The following is a 26,741-nucleotide window of genomic DNA, read 5'->3' on the forward strand; positions in this document are numbered from 1 at the left end:
TTGCACCCTGGGTCAGGGATAGGAGTTCGGGGCCGAGTTGGGTGTCTCCCCGGCTGAGTCGGGTGACCGTCGCGCTGATGGTTTTGGTGATGGGCGCGATGGCGTTTCTTCCGGACCGCCGCTCGCAGTTCTGGCCGGGCCGGCTGACGGTGGCGGTCATCTGACCGCGTACGAGATACGGCGGCCGCGTACGAGATACGGCGGCGGGTGTGAGCGCGCGGCAGGCCGTCCGAGGCGCTGCGGACGGCCTGCCTGCCCACCACTCCCCACGGTGGCTCATCCCCCCTCCGGACGAGCCACTGGCCCGGGAATCAGCGGAGAATTTACTGCGAATTCAGCTTGCAGAGCAGCTGCTGGAACTGCTTCGAGAGCAGCTGGGAGAACAGCTGGCAGCACAGTTGAATTGTGCGGCGGGATTCTCCTTGGGTGGGGTGAGAAAAACGCGGGTATTCCGGTTGCGCTCGGCGGCGCCGCCGATGGCGCTCAGTTGCCGCCGGGGTGCCGTACGGTCAGTCGCATGCCGGGGAAAATGAGGTCCGGATTCGGGCCGATCACCCCACGGTTCAGCCGGTACAGTTCCTGCCAGCGCCAGCCGAATGCGCTCGCGATGCCGCTCACCGTGTCGCCGGTGTTGACGACGACGGAGTCACCGGTTTTCCGGTGCGGCCGCGGCTTGTAGCGCTTTTCCTGAATGTGCGGACGCTGGACCCGTGGGGTGGTCCGGCGGGACGGTGTGGTGACACGCGGGGTGGTCCGCCGCGGGGTGGCGGTGCGCGGCATGCTGCCCGAGTGGAGGCCGAGCCGGGCCGCGCAGGCGGGCCAGGCGCCCCATCCCTGCCGGGCCAGCACCCGTTCGCCGACCCGGATCTGCTGCTCCCTGGTCGCCCGCGACGCACGTGTCCCGTAGACACCGCCGCCGAAGGAGCGCCAGGTGCGGTGGGCGAACTGCAGCCCGCCCGAGAAACCGTTTCCTGTGTCGATGTGCCAGCGCCCGCCGCTCTCGCAGCCGGCCAGGCGGTCCCATGTCCCGCCGCTCACGGCTTCGGCCGATCCCTCGGCCGCCAGGCTCAGCGCACCGACCGCCAGCAGGACGGTCGCCGCGGTGACGCTGCGGACCCCCCGGACCGGGAATTCACTGCGGACATTCGATTCCGACACCTTCGGAAATGTCATGTGCTTGCTCCCGTCGTTCGCCGCTCAGTTCCCTGGCGGCTGTTGAGGAAACGTGACGCCTTTCGGTGCATCGTGTTCGCATTGCCCTGTTGATGACTTTCAGCAGATTTCCAGCTGCATCCCTGACGCTTTCCTTCTGCCTTCTTTCTGATTTCTCGCTCTTCTCTTGTTGCCGTGCACCGGCTCTGTCTGACGCGCATTGCCGGCACACTGCCGTTACTTATCGCTTCTTGCCAGTCGTGTCACGAATTCCTGGAGGCGTCATGAATTCGACGAGGAAGAGACAACCACGGCCGGAGTTCGCGTCGGCAGAGCGCGCGGTAGCGCCTTCGCAGCGCGGCTTGCCCCCTTGCCGGCGGAGCGGGTGCCGATCTCTCCGCATGGCGCACCCTCGGACGGGGAGGGGCGCACCCCCCGTGCCCCGGATGCAGCGGCCCCCGGGACATATCGAGCATGTGACCGATCCCGGGGCGTCCGCCGAGCGCATCCGCCGGACTCGGAGCACATGCGCGGCAGGGGCCGCACGCACCGCGCACGGCCCCCGTCGGACGGTGCAACGGACCACGCCGAACGGAGGGTTTGGGGCAGGCCGGTGAGAAGGGTGGGGTCAGGGTGACGGGGTGGAGACCGGCGGCCGGGCCGGTGGCCGGCCCGGTGGGGGCGCAAGGTATGACGGACGCGGCGAACTCGTACCGGCCGGGGACGGATGCGGCGTGCGCCCGCGGGGCGCGAACCGATCGGGGCGCGCAACCGGATCGATTTCCCGGCGCCGTTGGGGTGGACGGTGACGGATGTGGCGCCTGGGCCGACGGTGAGGGTGAGCCGGTTGTAGTCCGTGGCATCCGGGTGCAGCGGCCAACGGCAGGTGAGAGTGAGGGTGTTGGGGGCGTGGGGTTGTTTGAGGTTGCTGGGAGATGGCGTGGGGGTCTTCGGCAGGCTCGGTGTGTGCGCGGCGGGGCGGCGGTCGCGTCGGAGGCGGCGAGCGGAGCGGGCGCGTCGGACGGTGCGGGCGCACGGGTCACGGCGTCCGCACCGCCCTTCGGCTCATCGGCCGTGCCGCCGTCCTCCGTGTCCGTACGAGCCGCCACGCCGCAGTGCGCCCTCTTCGATGCCCGCCCGGAGGGACGGCCCGCTCACCGCCTTCGGCGATCTCGCGGATCGGGCGACGGCGCTCACCCCGCGCTGGTGGGCGCCACATACTGCCGTAGCAGATTGCGCAGTTCGTCCTCGAATGCGTCGTAGCGGAGCCGGAGTTCGGCACCCGGCCAGCTCCGTGGCAGCAGCAGCCGCGGGAGCAGTGGGTCGGTGAGGAGGTGACGGAGCACGGCCGCCGAGACCGTGAAGCGTTCGGCGGGCGTACCGGCCCGGTCCAGCGCGGCCATCAGGGCGCGGGCCCGCGCCGACCAGCCGTCCAGGTCCCACAGCCGACCGGCGAGCGCGGCCGGATCGCCGTCCGGGGTGCCGGTGAGGAGGGTGCACTGTTCGGTGACGACGGCCGGGCGGGTCCGGTCCAGGTTTGCGGGGCGCAGCCAGCTGCCCTCACGGAGTTCGGCCAGTCGCAGGGCGGCCATGGCCTGCCGCAGCGCGGTGCGTTCGCCGGCCGGCCGGCGTTCGGCGGTGACCACGGCGATTTCCCAGTCACCGTTCCAGCGGCGGGTCCTGGGTGACCGGCTCTCGTCCTGCCGGAATTGCCGCTCCAGCAGCCGGTCGGTAAGTCCGTAGGCCCCTTCGCGCTGCTGGAGGTCGCCCGCCGCCACCATCCGGGAGAGTGCGACGCGGACGGCGCCTTCGGCAATGCCGAAGAGTTCGCCGATGCGTACCAGGGCGCGTGCGGACAACTGCGGTGGATGGTGCCCGAGAAGAGTGCTCAGCACGATGGAACGGGCTGTGAGCGGCCGCAGCGCAAGGGTGTCGTCGTTCATATGTGCCCGCAATTCTAGCCAGGGCAAGAACGCGGGTGTTACATGCTTTCCACAGTTGACGGTAAAACGTAACATCGCGCTATGACCGTTACCCATGAAGTCGTGAATCAGGCCCCGCCGCTGACCGGATTCAGCACCGCGGACGAGCCGGCTCTGCTGGAGGCACTGCGCCGGGAAGGCGCCGAGTGGGGCGAGCGGGAGGTATCCGAGCTGGGCGCGCTGGCCGGCTCGGCGACGGTGCAGGACCAAGCCCGCTGGGCGGAAGAGCAGCCGCCCCGGCTGCACACTCATGACCGTTTCGGGCACCGCGTCGACGAGGTCGCATTCCATCCGGCCTGGCACTCGCTGATGACCGTCGCGGTGGAGCAGGGCCTGCACGCCGCGCCCTGGGCCGACAGCCGACCCGGCGCGCATCTCGTCCGCGCCGCCAAGTTCTACGCCTGGTCGCAGGCCGAGCCGGGCCACGGCTGTCCCATCTCGATGACCTACGCCGCCGTCCCGGCGCTCCGCGCCGCACCGGACCTGGCCGCACAGTACGAGCCGCTGCTCACCGCCCGTACGTACGACTTCGGGCTGCGCGCACCGCTGACCAAGTCCGGTCTGATCGCGGGCATGTCGATGACGGAGAAGCAGGGCGGCAGCGACGTACGGGCCAACACCACGCGCGCGGTGCCGGCAGGCGACGGGACGTACCGGATCACCGGCCACAAGTGGTTCACCTCGGCGCCGATGAGCGATGTGTTCCTGGCGCTGGCGCAGACCGAGGAGGGGCTGACCTGCTTCCTGCTGCCGCGCGTACTGCCGGACGGTACGCGTAACGGCCTGCACCTGATGCGCCTCAAGGACAAGCTCGGCAACCGTTCCAACGCCTCCTCCGAGATCGAGTACGACGGGGCGGTGGCCTGGCCGGTCGGCGAGCCGGGCCGCGGGGTGCGGACCATCGTCGAGATGGTGAACATGACCCGGCTGGACTGTGTGCTCGGCTCGGCGGCCGGGATGCGGGCGGGGCTGCGGCAGGCGCTGCATCACACCGCGCACCGGCGGGCCTTCGGGCGGGAGCTGGACCGGCAGCCGCTGATGCGCTCGGTGCTCGCCGATCTCGCGATCGAGTCCGAGGCGGCGACGCTGCTGGGGATGCGGCTGGCGGCGGCGGTGGACCGGTCGCAGGCCGGGGACGCCGAGGAGGCGGCACTGCGGCGGCTGGGGCTGGCGGTCGGCAAGTACTGGGTGTGCAAGCGGGGCAGTACGCATGCGGCGGAGGCTCTGGAGTGCCTGGGCGGCAACGGCTATGTCGAGGAGTCGGGCATGCCGCGGCTCTACCGGGAGGCGCCCCTGCTGTCCATCTGGGAGGGCTCGGGGAATGTCGCCGCGCTCGACCTGCTGCGGGCGCTGGGCAAAGAGCCTGCCTCTCTGGACACGTTCTTCGCCGAGGTGACGGCCGCCGCGGGCGCGGACCGGCGCCTGGACGCGGCGGTGGACGGGGTCCGCAAGATGCTGGGCGGGCTGGCCGATCCGGAGCAGGCGCAGCTGATGGCACGGTCGCTGGCGGAGCGGATGGCGCTGGTGCTTCAGGGGGCGCTGCTGGTGCGGTACAGCCATCCGGCGGTCGCCGACGCGTTCTGCGCCTCGCGGCTGGGCGGGGAGTGGGGCCATGCCTTCGGCACGCTGCCCACGGGCGTCGATCTGACGTCGGTCCTGGAACGTGCCCGGCCGAAGTCGACGGATGCGGGCGGGGCCTGATGTCCGTACGGGTGGAGCGTGCGGGGCCGGTGACGACGGTGGTGCTGTCCCGGCCTGCGGTCCGTAATGCCGTGGACGGTGCGACCGCTGCTCAACTTGCCGATGCATTCCGTGGATTCGATGCGGATGACGGCGCGAGCGTCGCGGTGCTGTGGGGCGAGGGCGGGACGTTCTGCGCGGGGGCCGATCTCAAGGCGGCCGGCACGGAGCGCGGCAACCGCGTCGCACCGGACGGGGACGGGCCGATGGGGCCGACCCGGATGCGGCTGGGCAAGCCGGTGATCGCGGCGGTCGCCGGCCATGCGGTCGCCGGCGGACTGGAGCTGGCGCTCTGGTGCGATCTGCGGGTCGTGGAGGAGAGCTCGGTCTTCGGTGTGTTCTGCCGTCGGTGGGGAGTGCCGCTGATCGACGGCGGTACGGTGCGGCTGCCCCGGCTGATCGGCACGGGCCGGGCGATGGACCTGATCCTGACGGGGCGCCCGGTGACGGCTCCGGAGGCACTGGACATCGGGCTGGCCAACCGCGTGGTGCCGGACGGGACGGCGCGCGCGGAGGCGGAGCGGCTGGCGGCGGAGATCGCCCGCTTCCCGCAGGCGTGTCTGCGCAGCGACCGCGCGTCCGTGCTGGCCCAGGAGGGAAGGGAACAGCGGGCCGCGATGGCTGATGAACTCCGGTATGGGGGAGGGTCGTTGGCGGAGGGGCTGGAGGGGGCGGCCCGGTTCGCGGCTGGGGCGGGGCGGCACGGGGTGTAGTTCCGGCGGCGGGGGCAGTGCCGGCGGCGGGGCCGTGTCGTGCGTCGCGGTGGGGTGGGGTGGGGGTGGGGTGGGGCAGTCGGTCGGGACGGGGTCCGCGGACAAACCGGGCCTTCCCTCACCCCCTGACGCCGCCCGGAAGCGCGTAGTTACCGGCGCGTATACCGAGTGGTGGTGATCTCCATACGTCCACTCCGGGTTCATCAAACCGTCACCGCATCCCCTGACGGCCGTGAGAGAAACCAGGCATGTGTGATGACGAACTGATCCCGCCGCGGGCGGACATGACCGAGGAACAGTGGGTGCGGGACCACTCGGAGACGGCGGCCGGGGGCCCGCCGATGCGCACCACGGGGCGGGTACCGCGGTTTGTGAACCGGCGGACGCTGCTGGGCGGCGCGGTGGCCGGGGCGGCGCTGGCGGCCCTGCCGTGGGGCGCGGAGGTGCCCGCCTCGGCCGGCGCGGCCCCCCGTCCGGGCGCGCCCGATGCCTTCCCCTTTCCCCAGCACCCCAACGGGAACGGCGAGTTCAGCGTCTTGATCACGGGTGACGCGGGGACCGGCGACGAGGCGCAGTACGCGGTGGCGGCCGCCGCGCGGGATGTCTGCCGGGCCGAGCAGGTGGGTCTCGCGGTCGGCCTGGGCGACAACATCTACGAGAACGGCCCTGAGTCCGACGATGACTCGGAATTCCAGGACAAATTCGAGAAGCCGAACACCGGGATCGATGTGCCGTGGCTGATGGTCCTGGGCAATCACGACTGCTCGGGGCTGATACCCGGCAGCGGCGGCGACCCGTCCCGCGGTGACCGCGAGGTCGCCTATGCAAAGACCTCCCGGCGCTGGTACATGCCGAGCCGCTACTACAGCGTGCCGCTGCCGGCCGCCGATCCGCTGGTGGAGTTCTTCGCGATCGACAGCATTCCGTGGTCCTCGTACGTCGCCCAGGTCGACCCGTACTACCAGTGGGACGGCCCGTACATGCGGGAGCAACGGAGCTGGCTGGACGGTGCGCTGAAGGCGTCGCGGGCGCGCTGGAAGATCGTCATCAGCCATCATCCGTATCTCAACAACGGCAAGCACGGCAGCGCCGGTTCCTACGACGGTTTCGAGGTCGGGCACTACACCAGCGGCGTGCACCTCAAGGAGATGTACGAGCAGGTGGTGTGCGGGCGGGCGGACCTGATTCTGTCCGGTCACGACCACACCCTGCAGGTGCTGGAGCCGACGGCGCGTACCGGCGGCACGCGGCAGGTGGTGTGCGGGGCGTCGGCGAAGACGGGGGACGGCAAGGCGCACTTCTCTCATCCGGCGGCCTGGCAGAACCTCTCCGACAACGGGTTCATGGTGCTGAAGGTGGCCGGCGCGCGACTGACCATCGCCGCGTACACGGTCGATGTCGCGACGCGGAAGGCGACCTTGGCACACCGGACGCGGCATACGACGCCGGTCGCGGCCGGGGACCGTGCGGGGGCGCATGTCTGAGGACGGCGGCGGTCCCGGGGCGAGGCCCGTCCCGGGACCTTTCACCGACGCCTCATGGGTCTTTCGCAACCCGCTGGTCTGCGCGTCCTCTCACTGTGGTCTCCCTGTCGCGTTGTCGCCGGTGGGCTCTCCGTCCCAGGTGAAGGTGGCCGCGGCGCCGGCCGGCAGATCGTAGGAGGTGTGCTCGCCGCCCCAGTCGATGGAGGCCTTCTGGGTGCCGGCGGTGTCGTTGTAGACGATCAGCGCCTTGGAACCGTCGGGATTCTTCCAGGCGACGTTGGGGACGCGGGTGGACTCGGTGGAGGCGATGCGCCGGGCTCCGGGCCGTACGAACTTGGTGAGGTGGCCCATCGTGTAGTACTCGACGGTGTAGTCGACCGTGCCGTGTTCGCGATCGCCGTTGTGGACGGTGATCAGGCCGGTGCAGCCGTCACAACCGCCGTGGTGCGGGCCGCCGTTCTGGTCCACGGCGAGGGACCACTTGAGCCAGCTCCGGCCCCAATTGCGGGTGTAGTCGACGAGGTTGCGCATGTCCTCCCGCTGCTGGTTGGCGATCCACCGGCCCCCGGAGTGCTCGGTGTCGTATGCGGCGAGGTCCGGGTACTGGTGATGCACCCGGGTCTGCTCGGCGACCTCGCCGCTGTAGCCGTGCCAGGCCACGCCGCCGAAGTTGGGGTGGTGGCGGATGGCCGGGTCGTCGACGACGGGCGCGCCGAGGCTGCGGTAGGTGTCCCAGTTCCAGTCCAGTGCGAGCACCTTGGTGGACAGTCCGGCCTTCCGGAGGGCGGGCAGCAGGTCGTGCTTGGTGAAGTAGGCCAGGCCCGAGCCGTTCCACTGCATGGACGGGTAGCCGGGGCAGCAGTTGGGTTCGTTCTGGGCGGTGACGTAGTCGACGGGCACGCCCCGGTCCCGGTACGCGCGCAGGTATTTCACGAAGTAGCGGGCGTAGGTGCCGTAGTACTTCGCCTGGAGCCGGCCCTGGTCGAGGCGGTCGTTGTCCTTCATCCAGGCGGGGGCGCTCCACGGCGAGGCCATGACCGTGAGGTCGGGGTTGAGTCTGCGGGCGTGGGCGGTCAGCGGAAGGACGTCGGCGAGATCGTGCTGGACGGAGAAGTGCTTGAGGTGCGGGTCGGTCCGCCCGGCGGGCATGTCGTCGTAGGTGTAGCCGAAGCGGGCGAGGTCGGAGGCGCCCATGGGGTTGCGGAGGAAGCTGAGGCCGATGCCCTTGTCGGGGTCGAAGAGCTTCTCCATCGTGCGGTCGCGGGTGGCGTCGCCGAGTGTGCCACTGCTGTTCATCAGCCAGCCGGCGGTGTCGGTGAAGGCCGCGCCGCCGCCCTCGAACGTCTGGTACGTCGTCGACTCGTCGACGGTGATCGTGCCTCCGCCGCCCGGCCGGAAGCGGATGGGGGCTGCTTCTCCAGGCCCTTGACGACATGCCGGCCTCCGGGGTCGGAGGTGGTGGTCAGGTGGACCTGGACCTCGGTTCGGGCGGTGGGGTCCGGCCCGGCCGGCGGACCGGTGACCGCGGCCCAGAGGAGCACGCAGGCGGCCACGACCGCGCCGGCCAGGCCGCTGAGGGCCTGGCGGACTCTTCGCGACGTCATGTGGGGGGTTGCCTTTCTTCGGCGTGCTGCCGACGGCTAGGCCATGGTTCGGGGCTTGAACGTGCCGCGTCAAGAGTCGTGCAGATACGGGAGTTGGTTCGGGGTTGGTCCAGACTAAGTCGCGTGACGCCTTCACCCTGTGAAGCGGCTTGGGGAGACGGGGCCTTGGTGGGACAAGCTCTGCGGGCGCCCGTCACCCGTCCTCCGTAACGCCCGGCGGCCGTCGCGGCACCGGACATGCGGGCCTTTGGGGCCGCGCCTAAGGTGAGCGCATGGCCGCGTTCCGGTGGATATCGGCCCCGGTCCACGGCCCGCGACCGAGGGCACAGGGCGTGCCCTCCGGCGGCAGGACACAGCCCCCGTCCTCCGCTGCCCCACCGACCGTGGCGGGTGCGACGACGGGGCGGAGGCAGCGCGCGTGACCAGGCAGACCGGACCGCCGGATCACGACGGCTACGACCCCCGCGCCCATCTGCAGCCCCGCCGGGTCGAGGAGTCCGCGCCCGGCGTGTCGCACCATGAGCCCCTCGGCCTGCGCGAACGGCTCTCGCTCAACCGGATGGGCACCTTCGACTGGGATCTGGACACCGGGTACATGACCCTGGACCCCGGCGCGCTGGCGGTGTTCGATCTGCGCCCGGAGGAGTACGACGGTGCGCCGATGTCCCTGATCTCCCGGGTGCCGGGGGAGGAAGGGCTGCGGCTGGACGCGGCGCTCTCCCAGGCGCTGCAGGACGGCAGCTCGTCCTACGGTGCGTACTTCCGTGTCCGGCGCCGTGACGGGACCATGCGCTGGACGCACTCCCAGGGCCGGATCCTGCATGACGACGGCGGGCTGCCGTACCGGGTCATCGGCATCGTCCGGGAGGCGTCCAGCGAGCTGGCGGACTCCGCGCTGCTGCGCTCGGTCCGGCAGGAGCGGCAGCGGCAGACGGTGATGGTGCAGCAGATCACGGCCGCGCTGGCCCGCGCGCTGTCCGTCGAGGATGTGACCCGGGTGCTCACCGGGACCGGCGGCGCCCGGCGGTTCGGCGCGGACGGGCTGGTCCTGGGACTGGTCGAGGGCGGACGGTTCGAGGTCATCGCGGCCACCGGGCTGGAGGGCGAGGTGCCCGAGGAGCTGATGAGCTCCCGGCTGGACGACACTCTGCCGCTGTCGGACGCGGCGAGCTCGCGGCGGCCCTCCTTCCTGGGCACCCGGGGCGAGCTGATCGCCCGCTATCCGCGGCTGCGCCACTACAGTCGGGCGCTCCCGGCGGGCAGCTCCGCCTTTCTGCCGCTGATCGCGCAGGACACCGTCATCGGGGCGCTGGGGCTGTTCAACGCCGAGCCGTCGGTGCCGTCGACGGAGGCGAAGAACCTGGCGCTGGCGCTGGCCGGTGTCGTCGCGCAGTCGGTGCAGCGGGCCACCCTCTTCGACCAGGAGCGGGAGTTCGCGACGGGGCTGCAGGAGACGATGCTGCCGCGTCGGGTCCCGGCCATCACCGGCGGTGAGGTCGCCGTCCGCTACCACCCGGCGAGCGTCGGACGGGACGTCGGCGGCGACTGGTACGACGTGGTCCCGCTGCCTCAGGGGCGCACCGGGCTCGTGGTGGGCGATGTGCAGGGCCATGACACTCATGCGGCCGCCGTCATGGGCCAGTTGCGGATCGCCCTGCGCGCGTACGCCAGCGAGGGGCACACTCCGGAGACGGTGCTGGTGCGGGCCTCCCGCTTCCTGGCGGAGCTGGAGACCGAACGGTTCGCGACCTGTACGTATGTGCAGGCCGATCTGGAGTCGGGCGCACTGCACGTGGCACGGGCCGGCCATCTCGGTCCGATGGTCAGCGACGGGTCCGGGCACATCGACTGGCCCCGGATCCGCGGCGGGCTGCCGCTGGGCCTGGCCACGGCCTTCGGCCACGACCACTTCCCGGAGACGCAGCTGTTCCTCGAACCGGGGTCGACGCTGCTGCTGTGCACCGACGGCCTGGTGGAGCAGCCCGGACGGGACATCTCCGCGGGCATCGACGCGCTGTCCGCGGCGGTCCGGGAGGGGCCCCCGGAGCTGGACGCGCTCGCCGACCGGCTCTCGGGCCAGCTGTGGGCGGCGCCCGGCTCGGAGGACGACATGGCGCTTCTGCTGCTGCACCGGCTGCCGCAGCGCGGTGCCGCCGTCACGCCCCGGCTGCGGCTGCACGTCCACCAGGCCGACCCGGCGGGGGCCGCGGAGGTCCGCTCGGCGCTGCGCCGCACCCTGGACCAGTGGCGGGCGGGCGAGGTCGCGCACAACATCGAGGTCGCCGCGTCCGAGCTGATCGCCAACGCGCTGACGCACACCGAGAGCGGCGCCCTGGTCACCGTGGAGCTGCTGCCCGGCAACCTGCGGCGGATCCGGCTGGAGGTCGAGGACCGCTCCAGCCAGTGGCCCCGGCGCCGCAGCCCCGGCGAGACCGCCACGTCCGGTCGGGGCCTGCTCCTGGTGGACGCCCTCGCGGACCGCTGGGGCGCGGAGCCGCGGGGGTCGGGGAAGGCGCTGTGGTGCGAGTTCACGGTGGCGCGGTCGCGGGGCCGGACGTGACCGTTCCGTTCAGCCCCCGCCCCTTGTCTTCCGTGCCTTTCCCTTCAGCCCCTTCCCTCCAGTCCCCGGGGCTCCCTTCAGCCCTCGGGGCCGTACCACACCGTCGTCATATTGCAGAACTCCCGGATGCCGTGCCCGGACAGCTCCCGTCCGTAGCCGGAGCGCTTGGCGCCGCCGAACGGCAGGCCGGGGTGCGAAGCGGTCATCCCGTTGAAGTAGACACCGCCGGCCTGCAAGTCCCGTGCGACACGGGCCTGTTCGTCCGCGTCGTGGGTCCAGGCGTTGGAACTGAGTCCGAACGGCGTGTCGTTGGCGACCTTCACCGCCTCGTCCAGGTCCGCCACGCGGTAGAGCGTGGCGACCGGGCCGAACGCCTCCTCGTGGTGGATACGCATCTCACGGGTGATGCCGTCGAGCACCGTCGGCTCGTAGAACCAGCCGGAGCTGTGGGCGGGCGGGCGACGGCCGCCGCACAGCGCCCGCGCGCCCCGGTGCACCGCGTCGTCGACCAGCTCCTCCAGGTCGGAGCGGCCCTGCTTGCTGGAGAGCGGCCCGATGTCGGTGTTCTCGTCCATCGGGTCACCGACCGCCAGCGCGGCCATCCCCGCGGTGAACCGCTCGGCGAACGCGTCATAGACATCGGTGTGGACAATGAAGCGCTTGGCCGCGATACAGGACTGGCCGTTGTTCTGGACCCGTGCGGTGACGCCGACGCGGGCGGCCTTGTCGAGGTCGGCCGACGGCAGTACGAGGAAGGGGTCGCTGCCGCCGAGTTCGAGGACGGTCTTCTTGACCTCGTCACCGGCGATGGAGGCGACGGAGCGGCCGGCGCCCTCGCTGCCGGTCAGCGTCGCGGCGGCGACACGCGGATCGCGCAGGATCTCCTCGACGGCGCCGGACCCGATCAGCAGGGTCTGGAAACAGCCCTCGGGAAAGCCCGCTCTGCGGAAGAGTTCGTCCAGGTAGAGCGCGGTCTGCGGGACGTTCGACGCATGCTTGAGCAGTCCGGTGTTGCCCGCCATCAGGGCGGGTGCGGCGAACCGCACGACCTGCCAGAGCGGGAAGTTCCACGGCATCACCGCGAGGACGGTGCCCATCGGGCGGTAGCGCACCACGGCGCGCGCCGCGCCGGAGTCCTGGACATCTGCGGGGTCGGGCTGCTCGTCGGCGAGGAGTTCCTCGGCGTGGGTCGCGTACCAGCGCATGGTCTTGGCGCATTTCGCGGCCTCCGCGCGGGCAGCGGCCAGCGTTTTTCCCATCTCGGTGGTCATGGTGCGGGCGATGCTGTCCCGGTCGGCGTCGAGCAGGTCGGCGGCCTTGAGCAGCCGCTCGGCCCGGTAGGCGAAGGACGTGTCGCGATACTGCTCGAAGGCTTGCTCGGCCCGGATCAGGTGGTCTTCGATCTCGCCCGCGTTGAGCGCGTCGAAGGTCTTCAGGGTCTCACCGGTGGTCGGGTTGACCGTGGCGATGGCCATGGTCATCACCTCCTTCGGTGGTGCGGACGGCCCCTACTCGGTGAGGGGTGAGGGGGCCGGGGACGGTTCGGGCACCGGGTCCGGGTCGGGGCCGGGCGGACGCGGGACCGGAGACGGTTCCGGTTCCCCGGGACCGGGCGGTTCGGGCACCGGCGGCGGACCGGGAGGCGGCTCCGGGACAGGGCCGGGAGGGGGGCCTCCCGGGTCCGGGGGCGGTACGGGCTGTGGATCGCGGTCCAGGGCGCGGTCACTGCGGGTGAACGGTTGCCGCTGCACTGGGGGCCTCCAGATCGAGACGGCTGGTGACACATGGACCCCCGTACCCGAGTCTGGCCCGTCCATGGCCTCGGCGCACTATCGATTTCCGGGCGGGTCCGGCAGGCGATGTCCGGGCGGGTCCGGCAGGCGATGTCCGGGCGGGTCCGGCGGGCGCGGCTCACCCGGCCGACTCCGCGGTGAGCGGGAAGTGGCAGGCCACCCGGTGGCCGGGCGTCTCCGGCTCGGCCGGTGGGGGTTCGGTGGTTCCGCACAGCTCGGTGGCGGCCGGGCAGCGGGTGCGGAAGCGGCACCCGGAGGGCGGGGTGGCGGCGGAGGGGGTCTCGCCGGTGAGCGGGGCGCCGGCCCGGGTGGCGTCCGGATCGGGGACGTTGACCGTGTCCAGCAGCCCTCGGGTGTAGGGGTGCAGCGGGCGGGCGAAGACCCGCTCGGCGGGGCCGGTCTCGACCAGTTTGCCGAGGTACATCACACCGACCGAGTCCGCGAGGTGCCGCACCACCGCCAGGTCGTGCGAGATGAACAGATAGGTGAGTCCCTTGTCCCGCTGCAGATCGCGCATGAGGTTGAGGATCTGTGCCTGGACGGATACGTCGAGCGCGGAGACCGGTTCATCGGCGACGATCAGGGACGGCGCCGGCGCGAGGGCGCGGGCCAGGGCGAGACGCTGGCGCTGGCCGCCGGAGAACTCGTGCGGATAGCGGTCCACCGCGCCTCGCGGCAGTCCGACGTCGTCCAACAGGCCGGCGATGCGTCGCCGCTGCTCCGCCGTGTCGCCGAGGCCCTGGATGGCGAGCGGTTCGCGCAGTACGGCGCCCACCCGCATCCGGGGGTCCATGGCCGCGTAGGAGTCCTGGAACATCAGCTGCACCTCGCGCCGATGCGTGCGGAGTTCCCGCTTGGTGAGGGTGCTGATGTCGCGGCCGGCGAAGTGAACGGTGCCGCCCGTGGGTGCCTCCAGGCCGACGACCATCCGGGCGACGGTGGACTTGCCGCAGCCGGACTCCCCCACGATGCCGAAGGTCTCCCCGCGCCGCACCGTGAGCGAGACCCCGGCCACCGCGCTGACCTGCGCAGCGGCGCCCTTCCGGCGGACGAAGGGGCCACCGCGCAGCGGATAGGACTTGCTGACGCCGACCAGTCGCAGCACCGTTTCGTCCGTACGGACCGGGGGCGTGGCGGGTGCGGGCGGGCGGACCTCGGCGATCGCGTCGGCGCCGGGTGCCGGATCGACGGGGTGGAAGCAGGCGAAGTCATGGGTGGTGCCAGTGCACCTGCCGTCTGGTCCTCCAGCGCCTCTGGCGCCACCGGGGCCGATCCCCGCTTTCCCGGCACGTCCCGCCCCGACGCCCGCTCCCCCGCCACCATCGCCGTGCCCGTCGCCGTCGCCCGTCAGCTCCGGCTCCGTCGCGCGGCAGATGTCGGTGACGAACCCGCAGCGTGGGGCGAAGCGGCAGCCCACGGGACGGGTGACGAGGGACGGCGGCAGGCCGGGGACGGTGAACAGCGAGTGGCGCCCCTTGGTGCCGTACTCTGCGGCATCGGTAGCGCCTGTGGTGTCACCGGTGGCCGGGGCGCCGTCCACCGGTCCCCGGGGGAATGCGGGGAGGGCCGCGAGCAGGGCCTGGGTGTAGCGGTGCCGCGGGGCGGCGAACAGCGGCCGTACGGGGGCACGCTCGGCGATCCGCCCGCCGTACATCACCGCCACCCGGTCGACCCGGCGGGCGATCACCCCGAGGTCGTGGGTGACCAGGATCATCGCCATGCCGAGGCGCTCGCGCAGCTCGTCGATGAGTTCCAGGATCTGGTGCCGGGTGGTGACGTCGAGGGCGGTGGTCGGCTCGTCGGCGATCAGCAGCCGGGGTTCGCAGACCAGCGCCATGGCGATCGCGACGCGCTGCCGCATACCGCCGCTGAGCTGATGGGGATGCTGCTTCATCCGCTCGCCGGGGCGCGGCATACCGACCAGGCGCAGGGTCTCCTCGGCCTTCGCCCAGGCTTCGGCCCTGGTCGACTCCGTGTGCAGCAGAAGGGGTTCGGCGACCTGGGCGCCGATGGTGAGGGTCGGGTTGAGGGAGGTCAGCGGGTCCTGGAAGACCGTGCCGATGGTGTTGCCGCGGATGTCGCGAAGTACCGGTTCGGGGGCGGCGGCGAGGTCCGTTCCGTCGAAGAGGACGCGACCGCCGGTGATCCTGCCGCCGTTCGGGAGCAGGCCGAGGACGGCGAGCGCGGTCATCGTCTTGCCGCAGCCGGATTCGCCGACGATGCCGAGCGCTTCCCCGGGGGCGAGGTCGAGGTCGACGCCGTCGAGGGCATGGACGGTGCGGCCGCGGCCGGTGATCTCGACACGCAGGTCGTCAAGGGTCAGGAGCGGGTCGGTGATGGAGCCGGTCGTCGAGTCGGTGACCGAGCTGGTCGCCGAGTCGGTCGTCGAGCCGTTCGTCGAGTCGGTCATGGGGCCTCGGTTCTTGTTCAGGGCCGCGGGTTCCTCGTCAGGGCCTCGGTTCTCGTTCAGCCGTGCGTCGGTGCTCGTGCCTCGGCGCTCGTTGAGCCGTGCGTCGGTGCTCATGCCTCCGTGCTCGTACGTCAGCGCTTGTTCAGCCGTACGTCGAAGGCATCCCGCAGCCCGTCCCCGATGACGTTGAAGGCGGCGACGACCAGCACGATCGCGAGGCCCGGCGGGAAGATCAGCCACCAGTGGCCGACCTGGGTGTAGGTGAGGCCGGCGGAGAGCATGGAGCCCCAGTCGGCGGCGGGCGGCGGGATGGACAGGCCCAGGAAGGACAGATAGGCGACGTAGAGGATGGCGTCGGCGATCTGGAAGGTGGCGTTGACGATGACGGTGCCGATGGCGTTGGGGAGGATGTGCCGGAACACCGCCCGGCCACCGCCACCCCCCATCAGCCGCATCGCGTGGAGGTAGTCGCGGCTGCGCAGCGCGAGCGCCTCGCCGCGGATGAGCCGGGCCGGGGAGAGCCAGGCCACGGAGGCGATGATCAGGATGAGCAGGGGCTTGCTGGGGGTGACGATCGCGGCGACCACGACGAGCAGGAAGAGCGCCGGGATGGCGAGCGCGGCGTCGGTGATCCGCATCATCGCGGCGTCGGCCCAGCCGCCGAAGTAGCCCGCGACCGCGCCGTAGGCCGTCCCGAAGAGAGTGGCCAACAACCCGGCGGCCAGGCCGACTTCGAGTGAGGTGCGGCCGCCGTGCATCAGCCGGCCGAGCAGGTCGTAGCCGAGGTCGGTGGTGCCGAGCGGGTGGTCGCCTCCGGGGGCGAGGCCGGCCTGGGAGAGGTCGGTGTGGATCTGGTCGGTGGGGTGGAGCAGCGGCCCCAGGTAGCAGAAGGCGAGCAGTCCGAGGAGCAGCAGCGCGCCGGTGAGGGCGAGCTTGTTGCGGGCGAAGACGGCGAGGGTGCGGCGGACCGGTCCCGGTGTGGTGAGGCCGTCGTCGGCGGTGGGGACATCGATGGCGGTCACGTCACGCTCCTGATGCGCGGGTCGAGGAGGGCGTAGGCGATGTCGGTGAGCAGCGAGCCGAGGACGGTGGCGACGCCGACGACGAGGGTGACGCCGAGCAGGACCGGGAAGTCCGAGCTCTGGGCCGCGTTCCAGAACAGCAGCCCCATTCCTGGATAGTTGAACAACGACTCGACGACGAGCGTGCCGCTGAAGAGGGTGGGGAGGTGGAGCCCGAGGAGGGTGGCCAGCGGGATGAGGGCGTTCCGCAGGACGTGTCGGGCCATGATCCGCGCGTTGGACTGGCCTTTGGCGCGCGCTGTGCGGACGTATTCCTCGCTGAGGTTGTCCAGGACGGCGGAGCGCATATAGCGGCTGAAGGCGGCGATGATGCCGAGCGCGGCGGTAACGACGGGCAGTACGAGAGCGGGCGGGTCGGTGAGGATGCCGCCGACGGTGTCGGCCTGAGGTGCTTCGGCGGGGAAGAGCTGCAGCTGCTGGCTGAAGACGAGGATGAGGACCAGGCCGAGGAAGAACACCGGGGTGGCGTAGGCGAGGAAGGCCGCGGCGGTCAGCAGGTAGTCGGCGGCCCTGCCGCGGCGTACGGCCTGGAGGATGCCGAGCGGGACGGCCGACAGGGCGGCGAGGGCGAGGGCCAGGCCCGCGAGCAGGGCGGTCTTCGGGAGCCGTTCGCCGAGCAGCGAGGCGACGGTCCGGTTGAGTCGGTACGACTCGCCGAGGTCACCGGAGAGCAGCCGGCCGAGGTATATGACGTACTGCTCGGGCGGTGAACGGTCGTATCCCTGCTGGTGGTTGAAGTGGGCGATGGCTTCGGGGGTGGCCTGGACGCCGAGGATGGCGCGGGCCGGGCCGCCGGGGAGCAGGTGCAGCAGGACGAAGACGATGACGGAGACGAGCAGCAGCACGACGGCGGCCTGGCCGAGGCGCTTGACGAGGAAGTGGATCATTTGCCGACGCCTCCCCTCTTGGCCTCCTTGACGAAATACCAGTCCTGGGGCGCGAGGCTGAGCGTCGGGTTCTGGTCGATGCCGCGCAGGTCATTGCGAATGGCGGAGACTTGATAGGCGGGGTTGGGGGTCCACAGCACGGGCAGCTGACGGGCGACCTCGCGGGCGTAGTCGCGCAGTGCGGACGGGTCGTCGGAGTATTCGGTGTCGCGGATCAGCCGGTCGGTGCGCGGGTCGGACCAATTGCCCATATTCGAGGGGGCGCCGGTGGCGAAGAGCTTCTCCCCGCTGGGGTCGGGCGGGAAATACCAACTGCCCTGAGTGCCGAAGAAGCCGAGCTGCCATTCCGCGCAGGCAGGTTCGGACTTCTTGCAGGGGACGGTGGTGCCCAGCACCGTGTTGAGTGGCTGCTGTCGGATGTCGAGGGTGATGCCGGCCTTGCCGAATTCGGATTTGATGACCTGCATGGTGTGGGAGGTCTCGGTCGAGCCGGACTGGGAGAGCAGCGAGAACCGTAATTCCCGGCCTCCTTTGATGCCCGCGCCGCATTCCCGCATACCGGTACCGGGTCGTACGCAGCGCAGTCCACCGCCCCGGTCGGCCCACCCGTGCGCGGCGAGCAGCGCTTTCGCCTTCTTCGGGTCGTAGGGGTATGGGGCACCCTCCAGGAGACCGGCGGGGACCGGGCCGAGGGTGGGCGCGGCGCTGCCGTGCCAGATCACCCGGGAGATGGCGGGCTGGTCGATGAGGTGCTGAAGTGCCTGACGCAGATAGGTCTGGCGCAGCAGGGGCCCGGCCGTGGGGTGGTGGAAGTTGAGGACGATATAGGTGATCGCCCAGCCCTCCCACGGGTCGATGCGATAACCCATCTCCTTGAACTTCGCGGACTGCGCCATGACGGACGGCGGAATGTAGCCGTAGTCGACACCGCCGGCGCGCAGCACATTGAATTCGGAGTCGGCGGTGGTGAAGGGTTTGAGGATGACGCGGTCGAGGTGGGGTTTGTCCGGTCCCCGGTACTCTTTGTTGGGGATCAGGGACACCTGTCCCGAAGTGTTCCACTCCTCGATCGTCCAGGGCCCGTTGACAGTCTTCCACAGCGGATCGGTGGCGAATTTCGAGAATTGTCTGGCGTGCCGCATCAGCCGGGCGAAGGTTTCTTTCGGACCTTGGTGGCGGGGGTTCCAGGCATGGGCGGGAAGGGCGACGAAGTCCTGGAGTTCGTTGGCGGTGAACCATGCCGGGTTGTATGCGCGGTCGAGGCGGAGACGGAAGGTGCGGTCGTCGACGGTCTCGAACGCCTTGACGTCTTCCGGCATCAGCTTGGGTGAATAACCGGCCCACTCCTGCTTGTTGTGCTTGATGAGATCGAACCAGAACTTCACATCGCGGGTGGTGACGGGGGTGCCGTCGGACCATGCGTAGCCCTTCTTCAGCGTGATGCTCACGGTCTTGTTGCCGTCGCTGTAGCGGGGCTGTTCGGCGAGACCGCGCGGCGATTCCATGGTCAGCGTGTCGCCCTTTTGCTCGGGCTGGTAAAGCGGCAGGAACAGCAGGTTCTGAATGGCGCTGTTGTACGTGGCCAGATAGCCGGGAGCACCGATGGGGAAGATCCAGTTGGGGGTGGCCGCGGGCGGCAGGGCCATGGTGGCGGTGCCGCCGTCGACGGGGATGCCGCCGGTGGGCCCAAGGTTGGTGACAACGTTGCCACGCGGGCTGCAGCCGACCAGTGCGAAGGTGCCGAGCAGGACCGCGGCCAGGATGCGCCTCCGGGGCCCGCGGAGTCGTGTGCGGCGCGGGGCCATGCTGCCTCCCGGGTTCGGCCGGTCGAAGAATGCGAGCAAAGTACGGACGGGCGTGAAAGGAAGTCAAGAGGCCGGGGGATGCGGTTCGGCCGTTGGCGGGGCCGGTTCAACGCCGGTTCAGGGACCGCTTGAGAGGCCGGTCCGGAGTCCGGTTCAGGGGCTTGGCGAAGGAGATGAACTGAGTTCTACTGTCAGCGAGTTGACCCCATGCTTCGTTCGGCGATCAAAGCAAGTGACGCCCGTTCCATATCCCCTGTCCCGTATCCAGCGGAAGCCATACGAACCCGGACACGGCCTCCACCACGCCCGCACCGAACCCGGTTACCGACCCCACACCACGCCCGTACCGAGCCGAAAGGCCCCCATGACCGCCTCCGACGAGCTGCCCGGCTCCGCCGCGCACGTCCTCGAACTCGTCGCCAGCGGCTCCGCCACCTCCCGCGCGGACCTCGTACGGGAACTGGGGCTGGCCGCCTCCACCGTCTCCACCCGCGTCCAGGAACTGGTCGACGCCGGGCTGCTGACCGAGTCCGGGGAGGGCGCCTCGCGCGGCGGCCGTCGGCCGCGGCTGCTGCGGATCGCGACCCAAGGGGCCGTCGCGCTCGCCGCCGACCTGGGCAGCCATCACATCCGTACCGGCGCCGTGGGGCCGACCGGCAGCACCTGCTTCGATGTCGACGAGCACGCCTTCGATCTGACCGCCGGACCCGAACCCGCCCTGGACGCGCTGGCCGAGCGGCTGGCGGAGCTGGCCGAGCGGCAGCGCGCGGCCGGCCGGACCGTCCGCGGCGTCGGCATCGGCTTTCCCGGCCCGGTGGACACCGACGGCGGACGGATCATCGCCCCGTCCCGGATGCCCGGCTGGCATCTCTTCGCGCTGCGCGACCGGCTCACCGACCGCCTCGGCCTGCCGGTGCTGCTCGACAACGACGCCAATATGCTGGCGCTGGGTGAACATCGCGCCGCCCACCGGAAGCTGCGTCATCTCGTCGTCGTCAAGGCGGGCCGCGGCATCGGCTCCGGCGTCATCAGCCACGGCCGGCTCTACCGCGGGGCCCGTGGCTCGGCGGGCGACATCAGCCATGTCCGGGTGGACGCTGCCGCCGAGCGCCCCTGTTCGTGCGGCAACATCGGCTGCCTGGAGACGGTGGCGAGCGGCGCCGCCATCGCCGCCGCGCTACGCGCCCAGGGCATCGCCGCCGACTCCGCCACCGACATCCTCCGCCTCGTCGAGAACGGCGAACCGTATGCCACCACCCTCGTACGGCAGGCCGGCCGGGACATCGGCGCGGTGCTCGCCGTCGTCGTGAACTTCTTCAACCCAGAGGCGGTGATTCTCGGCGGCGCGCTCTCCGGCGCGGAACCCCTGGTCGCCGCGGTGCGCGGGATGCTCTACGAGCGCTGCCTGCCGATGGCGACCCGCGAACTCACCATCGACGCCGCGGCCTTCGGCCCGGACGCGGGTCTGCTCGGCGCGGGGCATGCCGCACTGCGCGAGCTCGCGGCGGGAGACGGGCTGCGCTTCCCGGCCGGAAAGCGAGCCCCATGACCACCACCCCCGAAGCCACCCCAGAAGCCACCCCGGAGGCGGCCCCCAACCGCCGCCTCCGCATCGGTATCGGCGGTATGGCCGTCGAGTCCAGCCAGTTCTGCCCGCACCGCTCGACGTACGACGACTTCCGCGTCACCCGGGGCGACGCGCTGCTGGCCCGCTACGCCTGGACCCGGCCGGACAGCGATCTGGCGGAGCTGGTCGAGTGGGTGCCGCTGGTGCACGCCGTCGCGCTGCCCGGCGGCCCCGTCGAGCGGACCGCATACGACCGCATCAAGTCCGAACTCGGCCACTTGCTAAGCGAGTCCGGCCCGCTGGACGGCCTGGTTTACGACATCCATGGCGCGATGAGCGTGGTCGGCATGGACGACGCGGAGGCCGATCTGACCGACGCCGTACGTGCCGCGACCGGCCCCGACACCCTCATCTCGGCCGCCATGGACCTGCACGGAAATGTGTCCCGCCGCTTCGCCGAACGCCTGGATCTGCTCACCGCGCACCGTCTGGCCCCGCACGAGGACGCCTGGGAGACCCGGGAACGGGCCGCCCGTAAGCTCGTCGAGCGGCTGGTCTCCGGGAAGGGCCGCCCGCACCGCGCCTGGGTGCAGATCCCCGTCCTCCTCCCCGGTGAGAAGACCAGCACCCGGCTGGAGCCGGCCAAGTCGCTGTACGGACGGCTGGCGTCGGTGGAGGCGCTCGACGGGATCGTGGACGCGGCGATCTGGGTGGGCTATGCCTGGGCCGATGAGAAGCGCTGCCGGGCCGCCGTCGTAGTCACCGGGGACGGCCCCGAACCCGCCCTTGTCCAGGCCGAGTCGCTGGCCCGGGAGTACTGGGACGCACGCCGCGACTTCGTCTTCGTCGGCCCGACCGGCGACGCGGACAGCTGTATCGCCCGCGCCGTCGCCTCCCCCGCCCGCCCCTTCCTGATCAGCGACTCCGGCGACAACCCGACAGCGGGTGGCGCCGGTGATCTGGCGTATATGCTCGGCCGGCTGCTGGCCCACGAGGCGCTGGCCGACGGCCGGGTCACCGCGCTGCATCCGGGCATCACCGACCCGAAGGCCGTTGCCGCCTGCTTCGACGCGGGGGTGGGGGCGGAGGTCGCACTCACCGTGGGCGGCCACGTCAGCGCGGGCACCGGCCCGCACGCCGCGCCGTACGAACTGGCCGGCACCGTCACCGCCCTGGCAGGCCCGGACGTCGCCGGCTCCGGTGCGTCACGCGACAATCCGGCCTACGACAGCGGCCGGACCGCGGCCGTCACCCACGGCGGTGTGACCGTGGTGCTCACGGAGCACCGCAAGCCGTTCCACACCCGCGCGGACTTCGGGGTGCTGGATCCGCTCGCGTACGACCTGGTCGTCGTCAAGATCGGCTATCTGGAGCCGGAGCTGTACGCGATGGCCGCGGACTGGCTGCTCGCGCTCACCCCGGGCGGGGTGGACCAGGACCTGCTGCGGCTGGGCCATCACAGGGTGCTGCGGCCGCTGTACCCGTTCGACGACGAGGGCTTCGAGGAGCCGGACCTTACGCCCGTACTTCTCCAGCCCGTCAGCCGCCCCCGACGGCCGCCCCGCTAGAGCCCGTCCGACGGGGCAGGCCGCTTCCGCGTTGCCCCTCCCGGACAGTCCGCATCACCCGCCCATGAGGGTGCCGAGCAGCCCCTTAGGGGAAGAGGAGCTGTCAGACCCCGTCCCGGCCTCGCCGCCCGGCCCCTGTGATCCCTTGCCCACAGAGGAGCCGGAGACGTCCTCCCCGAAGCCCGTACCGGAGCCGGACCCGAAACCCGTACCGGAGCTGGAGAAGCCCGGGGAGTGATCAGCGGCGGCGATGCCCGCGCCGCCGAGCAGGGCGGCGGTGGCCAGGGTCACCGCGGAGAGCGTGGTCCGGATACGCATGAATCCTCCTCAAAGCCAGACAGTGATCAATCTCTGTCCTTCCCCTCACCGTGCCCGCGATATGACGTGAGCCCAAAGATCACCCCACTGGACTCTTGCGCAGCCTGGTCTCTTCGCCGCCTGCCGGTCCTCGTGGCGCACAGGGCAAGGCGGACACGAGCCATCGGGCAGGTCCTAGCTAGGGGTGTTCACGCAGGGGTGTTCACGCAGGGGTACTCGCCTAAGGGGGTTGGCCTAGGGATGTCCCCCTAAGCCTCAATCCTCCGGCGCCGCCCCACACGGGCCTCGCCGACGGTGGCGGGTGTGATCCACCCGGCCGACACCACCAGCTTCCAGTCGACGGGGCGGATCTCCAGCAGCCCGGCCGCCTCGTCCGACCTCACCAGCCGGTCGCCGGCCACCCGCTGGCACAGCACCTCGTCGGCCGCGAGCACCTGAAGCCCCTCCAGCGGATACCGCCCGCCGGGCCCTGCCGTGATCCGGTCCTCACCGGCGGCCTTCTCCAGCTCGCCACGCGTCCAGCCGATGTGCTCGGCCGCCTCATCCGGCGGCAGGCTCACCGCGCACCACGCCTGCCACTGCGCACTCGATCGGGCCTCGCGCTCCAGCCGCTCGGCGACGATGCCGGCTAGCACCTCCTTCCCGGCCGCCGACAGGGTCTTCGCGTCGCGGACCGAGTACAGCTCGTGTCCCGAGTACTCACCGACGACGCGCAGGAAGCCGCGCCCGGCCAGCTCCGGTACATCGCCGGCGACGATGGCGAGGTCGGTCGCCGGCGCCAGGACCTCCTCGGCCATCCGGCGCGTACCGAGCCCTTCCCGGTGGGCGATCGCCTCTCGCAGTTCCCCGACACGGCCGGCGAGTTCGTCGGCCACTGTGCGGCTCCACCCCTTCGAGCAGGTCCGCTGGGGGACGATCCCGAGTTCCTGGCCGCGGGTGACCATCCACGGCTCGTTTTCCAGTTCGGCCGCCAGCTGTCCGCGGTTGACCACCGCCGGCCTGCTGCCCGCTGCCAATGCCCCGCCACCGGGGTCCCCTCCGCCCGGAGGTCGGTCACGTCCACGGTCGCGGTCCACACGGTCGCCCCAGGCCCCGGCACTTCCGCCGGCACATCGTCCGCGTCCCGGTCCGAGTCGAAGATCACGCGCAATGCGCTGAAGACGGTGTGCGCGTCCTCGGTCGCGCAGCTGTCGACCTCCACCATGACCTCGGCCGAGGGGTGTTCCGCGTGTTTCTCCTGCCCCGTGCGCCTTCCTGTGCCGGGCGCCTCTCCTGTCCCGTGCGTGTTCCCTGTCCCGCGTGCTTCTCCTGTTCCGCGCTGTTCACTGTGGGGCCTTCCTCTGGGAGCCGAACGCTTCCAGACTCGCCCGCCGGCCCGGTGTGTGCGACCTGAGACTCGAACGAGTGGTTTGAACGGACGCAAGGCCACAATGCACCCCACAGAAACTACTCTGTGTAGCCAGAACCCGCGCGGAGTGAACGCTCTGTAAGAACGGGCTTGTGGCGGCCGCCCGAACTGCCGCCCCCACACCACCGCCACTGCCACCTACGGGAGAGCTTCCGTTGACCAGTACCGTCATCGACCACCACGCCACCGGCTACAGCCTCGACCACGCACTGAGCATGGCCCGTGCCGCCGAACTCGCCTACAAGGACGAGAAGACCGTCGAAGCCACGGCCCACGAGTGGGGTTTCGACCGAGTGCGCCACCACCACACCACGTTCCGTCCGCCGTTCCCGCTGGAGGACACCCAGGCGTACACCCTCGCCGGGAACGACATGATCATCACCGCCTTCCGGGGGACGGAGCCCGCGCAGCTGCGCGACTGGCTGTCCGACGCCACCACGCCGCCCTGGCCGGGCCCCGGCGGCAAGGGGTTCGTCCACTACGGCTTCGCTGAGGCACTGGACAGCATTTGGCCACAGGTCCTTGCCGCTATCCAGGAGTTCCGCGACAACAACCAGACGGTGGTTCACGGGCCACAGCCTCGGCGGGGCGCTGGCGATGCTCGCCGGTGCCCGGCTGCATTTCGAAGAGCCGAACCTGACGGCCGACGGCATCTACACCTTCGGCCAGCCCCGCACCTGCGACCGGCTACTGGCGCGGGAGTTCGACGCGGCCTTCACCAACCGCCTGTACCGCTTCGCGAACAACAACGACATCGTGCCCCAACTCCCGCCGGAGCCGGCGTTCCACCACGTCGCCGCCCTGCGGTACATCGACTCCAAGGGCGCCGTGCACGATGCCATGCCGGTCGTCAGCGGCCTGTTCGACCGTGCCAAGGGACTCACCGCCGACGCGTTCGCACCGGCTTCCGACGGCATCCGCGACCACCTCATGAAGGCGTACATCAAGGCGTTGGAGAAGGCCAGCGGCTGACGAGCGGTAGGGAGCCAACCGGCCCGCCCCGGGGGCCGTCCGCCGGCACTGGGGAGCGAGGCCGGGTGGAAGGGGGTGCCCCGGGCGGCAGGGGTTGCCCAGGGATGGGTGGCGGCGTGCTGATCCGGCGGTGGGGCGATCCGGCGTCGCGCCGATCTGGCGTCGTGCCAATCAGGCGGCAGGCAACTGGCGGAGTCGGAGGTGGAGGCGGTGGGTGGGTTGGGGGGAGGGCCCCCGGGGGAGGAGCACAAGGGAGAAATGGCGGGCCCCGACCCTCGTCGGCTTCAGATCGGCCGCGTCAGGTTGACCGCGTTGCCGTCCGGGTCCTGGATGTGGGCGACCCGCTGGCCCCACGGCATGTCGTTCGGCGGACCGAGCACCGTGCCGCCCAGGGGCGCCACCCGTTCCAGGAGAGCGTCCACGTCCTTGACGGTGATGCTGAGCAGGATGCGCGTCGGGCTGCCGGTCTCGGCTTTCTCGTCCGCCACGATGCCGAGATCGCCGTCGCCGACCCGAAGCCCCACGAAGAACACCGGGCCCTCTTCGGGGACGCGGCTGGTCTGCTCGGCGCCAAGAAGGTCGGCGTAGAAGCGCTGCAGACGATCGAGGTCGGGGGTGACGATGATCGGCTGGACGGTGGCGGGGGCATCGGCGGAGGGGGTGGTGGCCGGCATTTCTGTCCTCCTGGGGTGAGGTCGGTTGCGGTGGGCCCGGCTGTTTCCGGTCGTTCTTTGCAGAGATAGGACCTCACCCAAGTGGCTGACTCATCGGTCGGGAGGCGGCGTGTTTTCCGGAGGGGCCACTTGTGGCAGATGGCCTACCTCTCGGTACGTGCCCTCGCCCACCTCCGTACGTCCCCTCACGGACACGCAGCCGCTTCAGGGCAGCGTGGCTCCTTCGACGGTATGCGCGTACGCCTGCGCCTGCGGCGTGAGCGCGGAGCCCGGCCGGTCGGACGGGGCGGTGAACGTGACGTCGGCCGCCCTCGCCACGATTTCGACCTCGTCACCGAGGGCCCACTCGGCGGCCCGGGAGGACATGGCGGCCGGGACCGTCTCACTGATGCCGGGGCTGCCGGAATGTCGTACGTGGCGTGGCCGTCGTGCGACAGGACGACACGGAAGCCCGGCGCCAGAGCCGTGCGCGCGGTCGCGGCGACACACATCTCGGACAGCACACCGCAGACGGCCAGCGCCTGGACGCCGTCACCGGTGAGCAGGGGGCCCAGCGGGGTGTCCTCGAAGCCGTCGTCGTCCGTCTTGCGGACCACGGTCTCCCGGGGGCCGGGCTCGATGGGCAGATGGAGATGCCAGCCGGGAGTGTCCGGCTCATCGACGGCTCCGGCCAGGGGCCCGGATTTGCCGTCGGCGATGGCCTGTTCGACGGTCGCGTGCTGCCGGTGCTGAGCTTCGGCCTCGGTGAGCGGGGCGGGGTTGTCGGTGAAGACGGGGTGGTAGCACCAGGCGGGGAACAGCTCGCCCTGCTCGCCCACGACGGCGGGCTTGGCCAGGTCGCGGACCCGTCGCACGATCAGGCGCGCGGTGACCTGCTCGGCCTTCTTCCGTCCGGTGAAGGCGGTGTAGGCGGGGATCTCGGCGATATCGGCGTCGTAGATCATCTCGCCGGTGTCCGGGTCCACCACCCCGGTGGGGTAGTTGATCTGCTGCCAGGCGTCGTCTGCGATACCGGCGATGGC

At 71.1% G+C, this 26,741-nt stretch carries 16 protein-coding genes and 3 pseudogenes; 7 read left to right on the forward strand and 12 right to left on the reverse strand.

The window, feature by feature from the left end; genetic code table 11:
• Window positions 1-483 precede the first annotated feature (483 nt).
• Both K9S39_RS07465 and K9S39_RS07470 read right to left on the reverse strand, forming a co-directional pair.
• Window positions 484-1,173 carry a LysM peptidoglycan-binding domain-containing protein gene (locus tag K9S39_RS07465; protein ID WP_248862542.1) on the reverse strand — a complete coding sequence of 230 codons (690 nt, stop codon included), beginning with the start codon at window positions 1,171-1,173 and terminating at the stop codon, window positions 484-486.
• 1,172 nt (window positions 1,174-2,345) lie between these two features.
• Complete coding sequence (locus tag K9S39_RS07470; RefSeq protein ID WP_248862543.1) at window positions 2,346-3,095, reverse strand: PaaX family transcriptional regulator C-terminal domain-containing protein; 750 nt, start codon at window positions 3,093-3,095, stop codon at window positions 2,346-2,348.
• An 81-nt stretch (window positions 3,096-3,176) separates the two neighbouring features.
• Between K9S39_RS07470 and K9S39_RS07475 the strand changes: the two genes are divergently transcribed.
• The 3 genes from K9S39_RS07475 (at window position 3,177) to K9S39_RS07485 (ending at window position 7,071) form a co-directional block, all read left to right on the forward strand.
• Window positions 3,177-4,835: an acyl-CoA dehydrogenase family protein gene (locus tag K9S39_RS07475; RefSeq protein ID WP_248862544.1), complete on the forward strand. Its 1,659-nt coding sequence runs from the start codon at window positions 3,177-3,179 to the stop codon at window positions 4,833-4,835.
• On the forward strand, window positions 4,835-5,587 hold the full coding sequence (locus tag K9S39_RS07480) for a crotonase/enoyl-CoA hydratase family protein (protein ID WP_248862546.1): 753 nt from the start codon (window positions 4,835-4,837) through the stop codon (window positions 5,585-5,587). The genes K9S39_RS07475 and K9S39_RS07480 overlap by 1 nt, the downstream gene beginning before the upstream one ends.
• A 248-nt stretch (window positions 5,588-5,835) precedes the next feature.
• The gene (locus tag K9S39_RS07485; RefSeq protein ID WP_248862547.1) at window positions 5,836-7,071 is read left to right on the forward strand and encodes a metallophosphoesterase; all 1,236 of its coding nucleotides are present in this window, start codon (window positions 5,836-5,838) and stop codon (window positions 7,069-7,071) included.
• 90 nt (window positions 7,072-7,161) lie between these two features.
• Here the strand turns inward: K9S39_RS07485 and K9S39_RS07490 are convergent.
• A pseudogene (locus K9S39_RS07490) lies at window positions 7,162-8,675 on the reverse strand (glycoside hydrolase family 30 protein).
• A 418-nt stretch (window positions 8,676-9,093) separates the two neighbouring features.
• Between K9S39_RS07490 and K9S39_RS07495 the strand changes: the two are divergent.
• Window positions 9,094-11,235, forward strand: coding sequence for a SpoIIE family protein phosphatase (locus K9S39_RS07495; protein ID WP_248862548.1), 2,142 nt, complete (start codon window positions 9,094-9,096; stop codon window positions 11,233-11,235).
• Window positions 11,236-11,312: 77 nt separating this feature from the next.
• Here the strand turns inward: K9S39_RS07495 and K9S39_RS07500 are convergent, their stop codons facing one another.
• The 5 genes from K9S39_RS07500 to K9S39_RS07520 all read right to left on the reverse strand — a co-directional run bounded on the left by K9S39_RS07500 (window position 11,313) and on the right by K9S39_RS07520 (window position 19,212).
• Complete coding sequence (locus K9S39_RS07500) at window positions 11,313-12,710, reverse strand: NADP-dependent succinic semialdehyde dehydrogenase (RefSeq protein ID WP_248862549.1); 1,398 nt, start codon at window positions 12,708-12,710, stop codon at window positions 11,313-11,315.
• A 436-nt stretch (window positions 12,711-13,146) separates the two neighbouring features.
• Window positions 13,147-15,552, reverse strand: a complete 2,406-nt coding sequence (locus K9S39_RS07505; protein WP_248862550.1) for a dipeptide ABC transporter ATP-binding protein — start codon at window positions 15,550-15,552, stop codon at window positions 13,147-13,149.
• 17 nt (window positions 15,553-15,569) lie between these two features.
• On the reverse strand, window positions 15,570-16,460 hold the full coding sequence (locus tag K9S39_RS07510) for an ABC transporter permease (protein WP_406707884.1): 891 nt from the start codon (window positions 16,458-16,460) through the stop codon (window positions 15,570-15,572).
• Entirely contained in the window at window positions 16,457-17,407 is a 951-nt protein-coding gene (locus tag K9S39_RS07515; RefSeq protein WP_248862551.1) for an ABC transporter permease, read from the reverse strand. Before K9S39_RS07515 ends, K9S39_RS07510 begins: the two co-directional genes overlap by 4 nt.
• Window positions 17,404-19,212, reverse strand: coding sequence for a peptide ABC transporter substrate-binding protein (locus tag K9S39_RS07520; protein ID WP_248862552.1), 1,809 nt, complete (start codon window positions 19,210-19,212; stop codon window positions 17,404-17,406). Before K9S39_RS07520 ends, K9S39_RS07515 begins: the two co-directional genes overlap by 4 nt.
• Window positions 19,213-19,576: 364 nt before the next feature.
• On the opposite strand from K9S39_RS07520, the gene K9S39_RS07525 reads away from it, so the two are divergent.
• Window positions 19,577-20,761 (forward strand): ROK family transcriptional regulator, encoded by a 1,185-nt coding sequence (locus K9S39_RS07525; RefSeq protein WP_248862553.1) that lies wholly within the window; start codon window positions 19,577-19,579, stop codon window positions 20,759-20,761.
• The gene (locus tag K9S39_RS07530) at window positions 20,758-22,347 is read left to right on the forward strand and encodes a M81 family metallopeptidase (RefSeq protein WP_248862554.1); all 1,590 of its coding nucleotides are present in this window, start codon (window positions 20,758-20,760) and stop codon (window positions 22,345-22,347) included. The genes K9S39_RS07525 and K9S39_RS07530 overlap by 4 nt, the downstream gene beginning before the upstream one ends.
• A 54-nt stretch (window positions 22,348-22,401) precedes the next feature.
• Here the strand turns inward: K9S39_RS07530 and K9S39_RS07535 are convergent, their stop codons facing one another.
• Window positions 22,402-22,665 (reverse strand): hypothetical protein, encoded by a 264-nt coding sequence (locus K9S39_RS07535; protein ID WP_248862555.1) that lies wholly within the window; start codon window positions 22,663-22,665, stop codon window positions 22,402-22,404.
• 248 nt (window positions 22,666-22,913) lie between these two features.
• A complete protein-coding gene (locus K9S39_RS07540) occupies window positions 22,914-23,657 on the reverse strand; it encodes a hypothetical protein (protein ID WP_248862557.1) in 744 nt (247 codons plus the stop codon).
• Window positions 23,658-24,288: 631 nt separating this feature from the next.
• Here K9S39_RS07540 and K9S39_RS07545 point away from each other — a divergent pair.
• A pseudogene (locus K9S39_RS07545) lies at window positions 24,289-25,045 on the forward strand (lipase family protein).
• Between the two features lie 284 nt (window positions 25,046-25,329).
• Here the strand turns inward: K9S39_RS07545 and K9S39_RS07550 are convergent.
• Both K9S39_RS07550 and K9S39_RS07555 read right to left on the reverse strand, forming a co-directional pair.
• The gene (locus K9S39_RS07550; RefSeq protein WP_248862559.1) at window positions 25,330-25,719 is read right to left on the reverse strand and encodes a VOC family protein; all 390 of its coding nucleotides are present in this window, start codon (window positions 25,717-25,719) and stop codon (window positions 25,330-25,332) included.
• Between the two features lie 204 nt (window positions 25,720-25,923).
• Window positions 25,924-26,399 (reverse strand): annotated as a pseudogene (locus tag K9S39_RS07555) (isochorismatase family protein); the annotation flags it as partial.
• Window positions 26,400-26,741 lie beyond the last annotated feature (342 nt).

Origin of the sequence: Streptomyces halobius (assembly GCF_023277745.1) — a bacterium.
Taxonomy (GTDB): domain Bacteria; phylum Actinomycetota; class Actinomycetes; order Streptomycetales; family Streptomycetaceae; genus Streptomyces; species Streptomyces halobius.